We start from the raw sequence: 11,645 nt of genomic DNA, 5'->3' as shown, positions 1-11,645 counted from the left end.
CGTGGACGTGAAGCTCGGGCCGAACACTTTCCGCATTCCGGCCAACTACCTGGACAGCCAGATCGCACCGTGGCCCGGCGAGGGCGTGACGCTGGTCATCGAGTGGCCGGACATGAAGCCGACGCCGCCGGGTGCCCGGGCGAATCCGCGTACGAATGATTTCCGGAAGGAAATTGCTGTGGCGATCGACTACATCGATCGTGCGCCAATCGAAACATCATTGGAGCGATTGTCCTCCAACCAGGCATCCGCCGAGGAAGGATCGGTGGAGCGAGGGGATCCTCGGGATCGACTCGATCTGCGTATTGCGCGGCCCGACGTCATGGGACTGACGCCTTACGCCATTGATGAAACGAGGATGGGGATTTTCTCGAAGGAATACGAGGCACGCTATGGAAAACCGCCCACCCGTAATCCTGCCTATGAAGATGACTGGTACATCGCGCGCGCTCCCAACGGCAGCCTGACCACATTCATCAAATGCGAAAGCACGGCGTTTCGGGGGGATGGCGTTCGCCTGCAGGGCGATCAGGTCATCAGTGAGCAAGGGCAAGCCGCTGCGGGGTGCTTCCACTATTTCTCGGATGTGGAGAACAAGCTTTCCATCTCGCTGAACTACAAGCGGGCCTTCCTGGCGGACTGGAAGCGGATGGAAGATGCGGTGCGGGATCTTCTCGCGCGCTCCCGCGTCCGGCAGTGAGTGCATTCAGGAGCAGGCGATGGGCGGATTGACGCAAGAGAATCTCAGGATTCTGGCCAGCTATGCCAAGGCCGGAAACCGTGAGTTGTACTGGAACTATCTGTCGCAGCTGCCAGATGCGGATGGCTATGGCACGCTTGCGCTGGGTGTTGTTCGCAACGACAGCCTGCCAGGCCGCGTTGCAAACAGCTACGCACAGGATTACGCCCGAGATCAGGAAGGCAAGGGCTCCGGCTTTCCCGATGCGCAGCTGAGCGAGCGGCAATGGGAGATGTTTGGGCAGACGCTTCTGCGCCAGGACCTGGAGCGACGCCTGTTCTGGATGGAGCAGGGGCGTCCCGAATTTGCACTGAATCTTCCCGGCAAGGATGTAATGCTGGCACACGACCGGGCATTCGAACGGCATGAACTCGATCCGAACTGCTGGACGCCGCGCGTGTTGCTGCAGGCGGCTGAGCAGAAGAACGGCCCCGAGAAGCTGGAACAGATCTGGACCAACATGCTCAACAATGACTACGCCGGAGGCCCGCGCGTAGGCAACACCAGCGTCGATGCCATCAGCCAGATGGGATGGACGAAGGGCGGGCAATACCTGACCCGGTTGAGCGTGCTGGAAGCCACCCAGGCACTGGAAGGGCGCTCGGCGGTCGATCCGAACGTCATCGGTGGCAACAGCTACTACGCGATGTACTTCGAAGCGGACAGGAAATGGGCCAGTGTCAGCGCGGGTGGTGGCCACATGTCGATGCGTGAGATCACCGATCCGGCCCGCATCGCTGAACTCAACGACGCGCGGGACGTTCGTCTGGAACGGCAGGAAAAACGTACCCAGTTCCACCCGGACGACCCGTACCGGACCATCACCCGCAGCCCACTGACCGCAGCCGTGGACGACGTGCCGGATCCCGCGCAGGTAGCGACCCGTCTGGCCGACATTGGACCCGGCCACCGTGAGTACGCATTGATGCAGCAGGTGCGCGAAGGCGTGGCCGCGATCGATGCCGGCGCCGGGCGTACCCACGACGAGAACAGCGAGCGCCTGGTGGCGAGCGTGATGGCCTTGGCGCGCCACAACCAGCTCGAACGCGCCGACCATGTGCTGCTGAGCGCGCAGACTGCCGATCACCCGGCCGGCCGCAACGTGTTCGTGGTGCAGGGCGAGATGAGCGATCCCGCGCATCTGCGAGCGGTCATGCCTACGGACACGGCGGTGCAGACGCCGGTCGAACACTCGCTGCGGCAGATCGAGGCCGCCAGCCTGGAGCGACAGCAGGCGGCCATGCAGCGCCAGCAGGACAACGACGTCCACGCGCGTGACAACCCTGCGATGCGGATGGGCTGAGGTTCGTAGCAGAGCCGAGCGGGCGCCCGGCTCTGCTGGAAGGCCTTCTCAGAAGCGGTAAGCCGCCTGCACATACACCCGCCGCGGCTCGCCCGGGAAGTGCCCGTTGCGCTCGATGAAGCCGCTGGCCGCGTACACCTTGTCGAACAGGTTCTTGACGTTGGCCTGGAACTGCCACTGCTTCCACGTGGTCTTCCAGCTCATGTCGAATACCGTGTACGCCTTGACCGTCTGCCCATCCAGGCTGACACGCTCGCCCACATGGTCGGCGCCGAAGCCGATGGCCGAGTTGATCGACGGCAGGTCGTAGCGCGTCCACAGGCCGAGCTTGTTGCGTGGCGCATTGGCGAAGCGGTCGCCGGAGGCATTGGTGATGCCGTTCGGTCCGGCATCCTTCACCCGTGCGTCGTTGTAGGCGTAGGTCAGGTTCACCACCCAGCGCTCGGTCACGTCGGCCAGCAGGTCCAGTTCCATGCCCGTGCTGCGTACCAGGCCCAGTGCAGCGAGTTGGTTTACCCCGCCGATCACCTCGCCGGTGGCCTGCACGATGTTGCTGCGGTCGATGCGGTAGGCCGCCATGTTCAGGGTCACACGGTCGGCCAGCAGGGACTTCAGGCCGACTTCCCATTGCCTGCTGCGCTCCGCGTCGAACGGTCCGCCGGCCGCCGGGTTCTGGTTGGTGGCACTCTGCGGCACGAAGCCGCTGGCGATGTTGGCGTACAGGTTCACGCCGTCCCGGACGGTAAAGGTACTGCCCAGGCGCCAGCTGAGATCGTTGCCATCCACGCTGCCGCCACCCATGCGGTCCTGATCCTTGAACCCATCCCAGCGCAGCCCGGCCAGCACATGCCAGCGCGTGCCCAGTGCCAGCTCATCCTGCAGGTAGCCGCCGTAGCGCTTGCTGCGGGTGGCGGTGCTGCGCCACGGCAGGGCGGCCAGGTTGTAGTCATGCCAGGTGCTCGCGCCATAGACCGGGTTGAACAGGTCGATGCCGCGCACCGGGCCGGCGCCGCGTGCCAGGTCGGCGCTGTTGGCGGTCTGCGCGGTGAAGTCGGCGTCGAGCTGGTACACGTCGGCGCCGAACAGCACCTTGTGTTCGATACGACCCGTGTTGATCCGCCAGACGGCATTGCCGCTGGCGGTGAAGGCAGTGTTGTCACGGATCTGGTTGCGCAGCTGGCGCGTCATCCACTCGGCTACGCCGTCACGGTCACGATCAATCAGCCCCATCGGCTCGTGGTACATCTGGTGCTCGTTGTTGCTGAACCAGCGCGCAGCAAGGTCCACGTCCAGGTTGTCGCGCGGTGCGAAGCGATACTGCGCCAGTGCGACCTTGGCGCGCATGTCGAGGAAGTCACTGGCCTCGTTGTGGTTCCAGCGGCGGTCGGTCAGGAAGCTGCCGGCATCGTTCACCGGCACGCCGCGCAGGCGGTTGCCGCCCAGGTTCTGGGTGATGTCGGTGAACTGCAGCACCAGCTCGCCGGTCTGGCCAACGTCGAAGGCCAGCGAGGCATCGCCGATCACGCTTTCGCTATCGGCATTCCAGCGCACGCCCTGCTCGCTGTCGGCATACAGGCCGGCGCGATAGCGAATGCTGCCGCTGGCATTCAAGGGGCCGGTGCCTTCGATCGATCCGGCGCGGAAGTCCTTGTCGCCTGCCTGCAGCTCGATGCGGCGTTCGGCGCGCGCCTTGGGCTTGCGCGTTACATAGTTGATGACACCGCCCGCATCACCACCGCCGTACAGCGCACCGGCCGGACCTTTCAGTACTTCCACGCGTTCGATATTGAACAGTTGCGGCACCGAGAAGCCCGCATAGGGATCACCACGCAGGCCGTCGTAGAGCACGTTCTCCTGGCGGAACCCGCGCAGGGTGACGCCGGCATAGCTGAAGAAGCTGATGCCGCTGATGCTGCGGTACAGATCGGTGACCTGGCGCGCGGCCTGGTCGTCGATCAGCTCGCGCGGCACGACCTGGATCGACTGCGGCACCAGTTCCAACGGGGTATCGGTGCGGGTGCCGACGGCCGCATCGTTGGCGCGGTACAGGGTCTGCGCGCGGCCGCGGACCTCGACCTTGTCCAGGTCCTTCGGGGTGTCAGCGGAGGCCTCGGAGGCCAGTGCAGGCGTAGCCAGGGAAAGGGGCAGCGCCAGGCAGAGGGCGTGCTTGAGCGGGGTTGGAAGCGGCATGAGGGGGTCGGGGTGGGCTGCAAATGAGAAAGATTAGCATTTGCAACGCTTCGTGACCTATCCCCCGATTGCGCTATGGACGCAGGCCCGGGTCGGTATATGGGGTGCCGGCCAAGGCCACCAGCACGCCGGTGCCACCGCGCACGATCAGCTGCAGCATCGCTTGGCGCTGATCCTCGCCCCTCTGCTGGCTGGCCAGTCCACTCTCATAGGCGGCCACCATCGACGCCAGCAGCATGGCTGCGCCCAGGCGTGCCTCCGCGTCCTGCGCGGGCCGACCGGCCGCGTCGGCCATCAGCTGGGCCAGGTCGTCGGCCAGCTGTGCCTGCAGCCGTCGCGCGTGCGCCACCAGCACCGGACTGTCGGCCACGGTTGCCCAGAAGGCCGCTGCACCGGAGTTGATCCGTAACAGCGGATGGCCGCTGTCCAGCAGCTCCCGCACCAGCGATTGGAAGGCGGCCAGCGGGGCCATGCCACGGCGCGCCGCCATGCCTTCGCGAAGCAGGGTCCGGGCCTCCTCATCGCGGTCGAACACCAGGTCTTCCTTGCTGGCGAAATAATTGAAGACCGTCTTGCGCGAGACCCCCGCCGCATTGGCAATCTCGGACATGGACACGGCTTCGAAGCCGCGGCGGATGATCAGTTCGGTGGCGACGTCCGAAATGGTCTGTCGGGTCTCGGTCTTGCGCTGCTCGCGGCGGCCCCGGGGCGGGATCATGGGCGGTTCACTTGTGGAAACGTACACCGAGTGTAACATTGGCGTCGCCAGAGCGCAGGCCCGGCGCTCACAGGGAAATCCCATGTTGTACGACGTCGTCATCGCCGGGGCCGGCCCGGTCGGCCTGTTCCTGTCCTGCGAGCTGGCCCAGGCCGGCTGTTCGGTCCTGTTGCTGGAGCAGGCAGCGTCGCCCGAGACACCCTTGAAACGCCTGCCCTTTGGCTTGCGCGGCTTGAACGCGCCCACCCTGGAGGCCCTGGATCGACGTGGCCTGCTGGATGCGGTTGCCGCCAGTCAGGTGCTGAAGCCGGACAACGGCGCACCGCCGCCCGGCACCGCCCATTGGCTGGCGCAACCGCGGCCGCTGGGCGGCCACTTCGCCGGCATTCCTTTTGCGCTGGACAACGTGGACAGTGCGCGCTGGCGCCATCGCCTGCCGACGCCGGTGCCCACCCAGATGGCGGTCGAGCTGCAGTCGCTGGAGGCGGTGCTGGCCGAGCGTGCGGTGTCACTGGGTGTACAGATCGAGCGTGGCTGCACGGTGCAGGCGGTGCACGCACGCGAAGCACAGATGGTGGTCCAGACCGGTCGCGGGCTGATGCGGGGCCGCTGGCTGGTCGGTTGCGATGGCGCCCGCAGCACGGTACGCAAGCAGTCGGGGTTCGTGTTCGCAGGGACGGCGCCGGAGTTCACCGGGCACACGCTGCAGGTCGAACTGGCAGACCCGTCGGTGCTCGTCCCGGGGCGTCAGTTCACCGAACACGGCATGTGCAATTTCAATCCGCCGGGCATGCTGGCGCTGGCCGATTTCGACGGTGGCGCCGGCCATCGCACGCCGCTGGACCGGCACACCGCCCAGGCGCTGCTGCGGCGTGTGTCCGGGCGAGAGGCAACGATCACGGCGTTGCATCTGGCCACCACATGGACCGATGCCGCGCGCCAGGCCACGGCCTATCGCAGCGGCCGCGTGCTGTTGGCCGGTGATGCCGCGCACATGCATTCGCCGTTGGGCGGGCAGGGGCTGAACCTCGGCATCGGCGATGCGATGAACCTGGGGTGGAAGCTGGCCGCGGTGGTGCGAGGTGATGTGGCAGAGTCGCTGTTGGACAGCTATCAGGCTGAGCGCCATCCGATCGGCGCCCAGGTGCTCGACTGGTCACGTGCGCAGGTGGCGTTGATGCGGCCAGGCCCCGGGTCGCGCGCGCTGGCGGCGGTCATCGCCGACCTGGCCGCGACCCGCGACGGTGCCACCTATCTCGCCGAGCGGCTGTGGGGTGTAGCACCGCCACCGGTGCTCGACGGCAGCCATCCGCGGGTTGGCCGAAGCGCACCGGACGTTCAACTGGCTGATGACCGTCGGATGGGAGAGCTGCTGCGTGCAGGGCAGGGCGTGCTGCTGGGGCTCGATACCGGCGATTCGCTCGGTCCGATCATTGAGCGCTGGCAGCGGTCGGTCACCTGCGTGATGTCCACGGCGCGCGACACGCTGGGACTGGGCGCCGTGCTGGTCCGCCCCGACGGTATCGTCGCCTGGGCCTGCGATGCTGGCGGTGACACGTCGGGGCTGGAGCCTTCGCTGGAACGCTGGTTCGGTTCGCTGCGGTGACCGCCCGCTAGGGCGACGCCACCACGGCCTGCGCGCAGCGCCCGGCTTCGGTCATCACCGAGGCCAGCTGCTTCAATGAGTAAGGCTTGCGCAGCAGGGTGAAGCCATGGCCAGGGTCCCGGGCCAGCAGTTCGCTGTAGCCGCTGGTAAGGATCACTGGAAGCCCAGGCAGGCGGCTGCGGATGGTACGGGCCAGATCCAGGCCGTTCATGCCAGGCATCACTACGTCGCTGAACACTACATCGAAGCGGGAGGCATCCCGTTCGAGCTCCGCCAGGGCCTCGTCCGCATTGTGCGCAAGTACCACGTTGTAATCGAGCTCGCGCAGGGCGCCGACGGCAAATTCGGCCACATCGACGTTGTCTTCCACAACCAGCACGCAGACACCGTGACCATGCTGCAGCCCCGGTAGCGTCGCCGGCCGTTCCGTCATTTCTCTCGCCTGCGCCAGCGGCAGGTACAGGGTGAAGCGGGTACCGGCGCCCGCCTGGCTCTGCACGTCCACCTCGCCTTCCGACTGCTTGACGAAGCCGAACACCTGGCTGAGGCCGAGGCCGGTTCCGGCGCCGACGCTCTTGGTGGTGAAGAAGGGCTCGAAGATGCGGTCGACGACGGCGGGGTCGATGCCTGCTCCGGTGTCGGTCACGCTGATCGCGGCGAAGTCGCCCTTCATCGGCGCGGCGAAGCGCACCGAAGGCACCGCGGTTACCTGCTCCACCTCGATGGTCACCCTGCCGTGTCCCTCGATCGCATCGCGCGCGTTGACCGCGATGTTGATCAATGCAGTGTCCAGCTGGGTCCGGTCCAGCAGCACCGGCAATGGCGTGCCGGGCAACGTCAACGACACCTGGATGCGTGCACCCAGTACCGTGGTGATGATGTCCGAAAGCGCGTGCACGCTCTCGCAGAGATCGAAGACCTCCGGCGACAGGCTCTGGCGACGCGAGAACGCAAGCAGTTGCGCGGTCAGCTTGGTTGCGCGGTCCGAGGCTGTGGCAATGGCCTGGATGTAGCGGCGCCGGGTGTCGTCTGACGGCCACGTGTGCAGGAGCATGTCCACCGAACCGGTGATGACCTGCAGCAGGTTGTTGAAGTCGTGGGCCACACCGCCGGTGAGCTGGCCGATCGCCTCCAGCTTCTGCGACTGGCGCAGCTGCTCGCGGGCGCGCACCAGTTCCAGATGGGCCTCCCGCGCCTGCTCGGTGATCGCCGCGACCTGGCGGCTGTGCAGGTCGCGCTCGATCACCCGTTCGGTCTGCTCGCTGACCACGCACAGGATACCGGCGACACTGCCGCAGCCGACGCGCAGCGGTGAATAGGAAAACGTCCAGAAAGTTTCGCGCAGCGTGCCGTCGCGATCCATCATCAATGGCAGGTTCTTGAAGCTGCGGCTGGTGCCGGCAAAGGCGTCGTCGACGGCATGCACCACGTCCGGCCATACGTCCGCCCAGACATCCTCCAGACGGTTGCCCATCGCGCCGTGCAGCTTTTCCCCCAGCATCGGCAGATAGGCATCATTGAAGAAGAACGCCTTATCTTCCTTGCCCCAGGCAAGCCACAGGGGTTCCGGCGAATCCAGGATCATCGCCAGCAAGGTGCGAAGTTCGGCGGGTGCGCTTGCGGCAGTGGCCGAGCGGGCCCAGTCACTGTCCTGCAGCAGTCGGTAGGCGAGCTGATCAGGTGCGGAGACTGGCAGGGGAAAAGGATGCATGGCCGCCATTGGCGCAAGGAGGTGGCGCAGCATAGCCGAGCGCATGTCATGACGCCCTGCACACCCTCGGCATGAAGGGCCTCGCCACTTCGCCGTTGACGTGGCAGGGATGCACCCTTTGTTCAGCAGGTTGCCGCTATCGCGGCGCAGCGCGAAGGGAGGCGAAGCTGGCCTGATCGGCGGGTCTAGCCCTTACGACCTGCCTGCGCGGTGAGCACATCCCGGCCAGCCTCGGTCAGATCGATATCCCCGTCTTCCGCCTGTACCGCCCATCCGGCGGTCACCGCCCACGTTGCGGCATCGCCGCGCACCGGCTCTGCAGCGGCGATTGCCTGGAGTATTTTCCGCTGTTCCGCAGTCATTTCCACGTGGCGGCCCTCAGATACCCAGCAACGACGCCGGTTGCCAGTCCGACAGGCGGGCGTGGCTGACCGGTTGATGGCAGCCGCACCCGTCACAACGGAACAACGCCCCGCCCGGAAGTTGCACCAGGTTGTCTTCGCTGGCAGAGCTGGTCGACGAGCAATGCCGGCAGGTGACCGTGAGCGCAGTGATGCGCTGCACGCTGCCCGATAGATCGAACACGGCCTCGAACGCGCGAATGACAGGGTGGGCAGTGTCCGGCATCTGAGTCTCGACAGGGTGGGGAGACCTCATCGTCGCGCGCCGGCTGTGATGGAGCAGTCAGCCGGATGCATGGGCGCGATCAAGACAGGCGCGGCAACCGGGCGCGCACCTTCGTCAGGGATTGTTCTTCTTTCCGCTCAGGTCCAGCGGCTTGTCACTGCCCTTGCGCTCGCTCGACCACACTTCCATGCCCTTGTTGCAGCGGCTCTCGCGGGCAGCGACCTCGGGCGGCAGGTCCTTCAGGTGCGGCGACTCCTGGCAGGCTTGATGCATGTTGCTGTCGTCATAGGTGGCGCAGGCGCTGAGCGATGCGAGGGCGATGGCAATGAGGGTCACGCGGAGCGGGGGCTGCAGGTTCATGGGGGGGCCTCGGGTGATGCCGGGATGGCCATGGAATTCAAATCCGTGACACCGGGCATGCACAATCGGACCAACCGCACTTGTTATTCTATAACAGATGCGCGATAGTCCGGCCCCTGCCGGCGTCAGGCGATGCAGATCACCAGTACCGTGCACAGCACCAGCATCAGCACGAACACGCGCCGGCTCAGTGCCAGGCAGGCCAGATAGGCTGCGAGCGCCCACGCTGCCAGCAGCGCGCAGGCCATCACCCATAGCCCGATACCCATCATCGAACCCGTCGCCAACGCAGACAGTGCGATGGCCTTGAACAGCGCCACGCCCAACACGCTGCCCAGCATGCCGGCCTGCAAGGCGATGGCATCATGGCGGGCAGGTGCGCGATGGGGGGGCATTGCGGGTCCGGTACGGGCCGAGAGCGCGGCGTCGGCTGCACTGTGCCCAAATGCACATCCACGAAATGTGTTCATCGCGCGCGAAGACTGCGATGAAGCCCGTTCAGTCGAACTCACCCTCGGCCGATTCCAGACGCTGCCGGTACGCCGCGCGATGCTGGTACAGCCGCTGGCACTCGGCCGACCTGTGGATGCGGCTGCCGGGTTCATTGGCCACCGAGTCGCACATCCGCGCGATGTGATTGTTCTCCGCCAGTTCGGTGACGAAGAACACGGCAGTGATGCCGGTGCCAAGCAGCACGACATACAGCAGACGGCTGAGCCAGCGTGACAATTTCCGCTCGAAGTGCTGCTGGATGGTCAGGTCGAAGCGGATGATGCTGAGCACGATCCAGACGATGGCGACCAGGAAGCAGAGCGTGGGCAGCAGGTCGCGCCAGATGCCTGCTTCGTAGACCGACTCGCTGTAATGGACCGCAGCTCCGGCACCTGCGATGGCAATGGCCAGCGCCCAGTTGCGGCCCAGTGAGAGCAGGTCATCGAGCAGCTTTTCGTGGTTCCTGGTTGGTCCTGCTGCCACGAGGGTTCCTTCTGCGTGTTGCGACCGGCGACGGGCTGCCGCCGATCGTGCAGATGGTGAAGCATCGATTCGGTGATGAGAAGCCTGCCCGCTCAGTATCCTCCTGCGCGTGCACCGATCCAGCGCCGGTAGCGGCGGGTCCGGCACTTTGCGGCCGCCTGTGCCAGCAGCAGTGCCCAGACGGGCGAAACACCCGGCGCCGTGGGCCGGAGCCTGCTCAGCCGCGTCAACTGGTACTTCACTGCGGCCATGTGTGCGCTGGCGGCCAACGGTTTGCTGCGCCAGTCGATGGTGCGCAGTGCCGGCACCGGGTCGCGGCCCTGCTGCCAGCGGTGGGGCAGATCCGGCTCGATCGCCAGCGCGGTGGCGACGCCGACCATGGCCACACCGCTGTCAAGTACCTGATCGGCCACGGCGCGACGGCGGATGCCACCGGTGACCATCAGCGGCATGGTTGCCACCGTGGCGATCTCACGCGCGAACTCAAGGAAGTAGGCCTCGCGGGCCAGGCTGCGCTGGTCGCGCGCGGCACCGGTCATGGCCGGTGCTTCGTAGCTGCCACCGGACAGTTCGACCAGGTCCACGCCGAGCGGCGCCAGCATTTCCACCACTGCGCGCGCATCCTCGGGCGAGAAGCCACCGCGCTGGAAATCGGCGGAATTGAGCTTCACGGCCACCGCGAACGTGGGCGACACGGTGGCGCGCACCCCCTGCACGATCTCCAGCAGCGGGCGCGCACGGTTGTGCAGGCTGCCGCCCCAGCGGTCGTCGCGGCGATTGGACAGCGGCGACAGGAACTGGCTGAGCAGGTAACCGTGCGCGGCATGGATCTGCACGCCACTGAACCCGGCGCGCTCGGCCAGCTCGGCGCTGCGGATGAAGCGGGCGATCACCTCTTCGATGTCCGCCTCGGTCATCGCCCGCGGCGGTGCGAACTGCCTGGACAGCGCGCCCATCTCCAGGGCGACGGCTGACGGCGCGAGTGCCGGTTGGCCGAGTGCGGCCGGCATCTGCCGCCCGGGATGGTTGATCTGCATCCACATCTGCGCGCCCCGTGAGCGTGCCGTTTCGGCCCAGGCGATGAAGCGGTCAAGGTGGCGGTCGTCTTCCAGCACCACGCCGCCGGGGCCGGTCATGGCGCGGCCATCGACCATCACGTTGCCGGTGATGATCAGTCCTGCGCCGCCATCGGCCCAACGCTGGTAGAGCTGCAGCAGTGCAGCGGACGGCGCGTGGTCGGCGTCGGCCATGTTTTCCTCCATCGCGGCCTTGGCAATGCGGTTGCGGATGATGGCACCGGAGGGTAGTGCCAGGGGCGAGAACAGCGACATCGGACAGCTCCAGGACAGGGGAATGGCGCTACGCTAACCTTCAAGTTTTATTGAAGGTCAACAGGCTCCCATGGCGAGGATTCAG

Annotated in this window: 12 protein-coding genes; 3 read left to right on the top strand and 9 right to left on the bottom strand. The window is 66.2% G+C overall.

From position 1 onward, the window contains the following. Position 1: 1 nt before the first annotated feature. Together AC5P5W_RS20600 and AC5P5W_RS20595 are read left to right on the top strand one after the other, a co-directional pair. Positions 2 to 700, top strand: coding sequence for a hypothetical protein (locus AC5P5W_RS20600; RefSeq protein ID WP_495221420.1), 699 nt, complete (start codon positions 2 to 4; stop codon positions 698 to 700). Positions 701 to 719: 19 nt separating this feature from the next. Continuing rightward, positions 720 to 2,042, top strand: coding sequence for a Smlt3024 family type IV secretion system effector (locus tag AC5P5W_RS20595; protein ID WP_197574409.1), 1,323 nt, complete (start codon positions 720 to 722; stop codon positions 2,040 to 2,042). A 48-nt stretch (positions 2,043 to 2,090) separates the two neighbouring features. Here the strand turns inward: AC5P5W_RS20595 and AC5P5W_RS20590 are convergent, their stop codons facing one another. Together AC5P5W_RS20590 and AC5P5W_RS20585 are read right to left on the bottom strand one after the other, a co-directional pair. Beyond that, complete coding sequence (locus AC5P5W_RS20590; protein WP_197574410.1) at positions 2,091 to 4,232, bottom strand: TonB-dependent siderophore receptor; 2,142 nt, start codon at positions 4,230 to 4,232, stop codon at positions 2,091 to 2,093. 73 nt (positions 4,233 to 4,305) lie between these two features. Beyond that, positions 4,306 to 4,950, bottom strand: a complete 645-nt coding sequence (locus AC5P5W_RS20585; RefSeq protein WP_495221419.1) for a TetR/AcrR family transcriptional regulator — start codon at positions 4,948 to 4,950, stop codon at positions 4,306 to 4,308. 82 nt (positions 4,951 to 5,032) lie between these two features. On the opposite strand from AC5P5W_RS20585, the gene AC5P5W_RS20580 reads away from it, so the two are divergent. Beyond that, positions 5,033 to 6,556 (top strand): FAD-dependent monooxygenase, encoded by a 1,524-nt coding sequence (locus AC5P5W_RS20580; protein WP_049408532.1) that lies wholly within the window; start codon positions 5,033 to 5,035, stop codon positions 6,554 to 6,556. A gap of 7 nt (positions 6,557 to 6,563) precedes the next feature. Here the strand turns inward: AC5P5W_RS20580 and AC5P5W_RS20575 are convergent, their stop codons facing one another. From AC5P5W_RS20575 to AC5P5W_RS20545, 7 genes are all read right to left on the bottom strand, one after another. Beyond that, positions 6,564 to 8,267 (bottom strand): ATP-binding protein, encoded by a 1,704-nt coding sequence (locus AC5P5W_RS20575; RefSeq protein ID WP_041864224.1) that lies wholly within the window; start codon positions 8,265 to 8,267, stop codon positions 6,564 to 6,566. A 185-nt stretch (positions 8,268 to 8,452) separates the two neighbouring features. Continuing rightward, entirely contained in the window at positions 8,453 to 8,629 is a 177-nt protein-coding gene (locus AC5P5W_RS20570) for a hypothetical protein (RefSeq protein ID WP_172980598.1), read from the bottom strand. Between the two features lie 16 nt (positions 8,630 to 8,645). Further along, the gene (locus AC5P5W_RS20565; protein WP_014647589.1) at positions 8,646 to 8,894 is read right to left on the bottom strand and encodes a hypothetical protein; all 249 of its coding nucleotides are present in this window, start codon (positions 8,892 to 8,894) and stop codon (positions 8,646 to 8,648) included. 114 nt (positions 8,895 to 9,008) lie between these two features. Then, positions 9,009 to 9,254, bottom strand: coding sequence for a hypothetical protein (locus AC5P5W_RS20560; RefSeq protein ID WP_032957423.1), 246 nt, complete (start codon positions 9,252 to 9,254; stop codon positions 9,009 to 9,011). 125 nt (positions 9,255 to 9,379) lie between these two features. After that, a complete protein-coding gene (locus AC5P5W_RS20555; RefSeq protein ID WP_014647587.1) occupies positions 9,380 to 9,649 on the bottom strand; it encodes a hypothetical protein in 270 nt (89 codons plus the stop codon). Between the two features lie 103 nt (positions 9,650 to 9,752). Then, on the bottom strand, positions 9,753 to 10,229 hold the full coding sequence (locus AC5P5W_RS20550; RefSeq protein WP_046431353.1) for a hypothetical protein: 477 nt from the start codon (positions 10,227 to 10,229) through the stop codon (positions 9,753 to 9,755). Positions 10,230 to 10,321: 92 nt separating this feature from the next. Further along, positions 10,322 to 11,560, bottom strand: a complete 1,239-nt coding sequence (locus AC5P5W_RS20545; RefSeq protein ID WP_069118283.1) for an NADH:flavin oxidoreductase/NADH oxidase family protein — start codon at positions 11,558 to 11,560, stop codon at positions 10,322 to 10,324. Positions 11,561 to 11,645: the final 85 nt, after the last annotated feature.

It is taken from the genome of Stenotrophomonas sp. YJH_SMC_123 (genome assembly GCF_059368215.1).
The sequence above is the reverse complement of the archived record's forward strand: the minus strand, read 5'-3'. Positions and strand labels throughout refer to the sequence as shown.

Bases quoted from the DNA above. Each gene is read 5' to 3' on its own strand.
- AC5P5W_RS20595 (WP_197574409.1), top strand. From the start codon at position 720: ATGGGCGGATTGACGCAAGAGAATCTCAGGATTCTGGCCAGCTATGCC.
- AC5P5W_RS20590 (WP_197574410.1), bottom strand. From the start codon at position 4,232: ATGCCGCTTCCAACCCCGCTCAAGCACGCCCTCTGCCTGGCGCTGCCC.
- AC5P5W_RS20585 (WP_495221419.1), bottom strand. From the start codon at position 4,950: ATGATCCCGCCCCGGGGCCGCCGCGAGCAGCGCAAGACCGAGACCCGA.
- AC5P5W_RS20580 (WP_049408532.1), top strand. From the start codon at position 5,033: ATGTTGTACGACGTCGTCATCGCCGGGGCCGGCCCGGTCGGCCTGTTC.
- AC5P5W_RS20575 (WP_041864224.1), bottom strand. From the start codon at position 8,267: ATGCATCCTTTTCCCCTGCCAGTCTCCGCACCTGATCAGCTCGCCTAC.
- AC5P5W_RS20570 (WP_172980598.1), bottom strand. From the start codon at position 8,629: ATGACTGCGGAACAGCGGAAAATACTCCAGGCAATCGCCGCTGCAGAG.
- AC5P5W_RS20565 (WP_014647589.1), bottom strand. From the start codon at position 8,894: ATGCCGGACACTGCCCACCCTGTCATTCGCGCGTTCGAGGCCGTGTTC.
- AC5P5W_RS20560 (WP_032957423.1), bottom strand. From the start codon at position 9,254: ATGAACCTGCAGCCCCCGCTCCGCGTGACCCTCATTGCCATCGCCCTC.
- AC5P5W_RS20555 (WP_014647587.1), bottom strand. From the start codon at position 9,649: ATGCCCCCCCATCGCGCACCTGCCCGCCATGATGCCATCGCCTTGCAG.
- AC5P5W_RS20545 (WP_069118283.1), bottom strand. From the start codon at position 11,560: ATGTCGCTGTTCTCGCCCCTGGCACTACCCTCCGGTGCCATCATCCGC.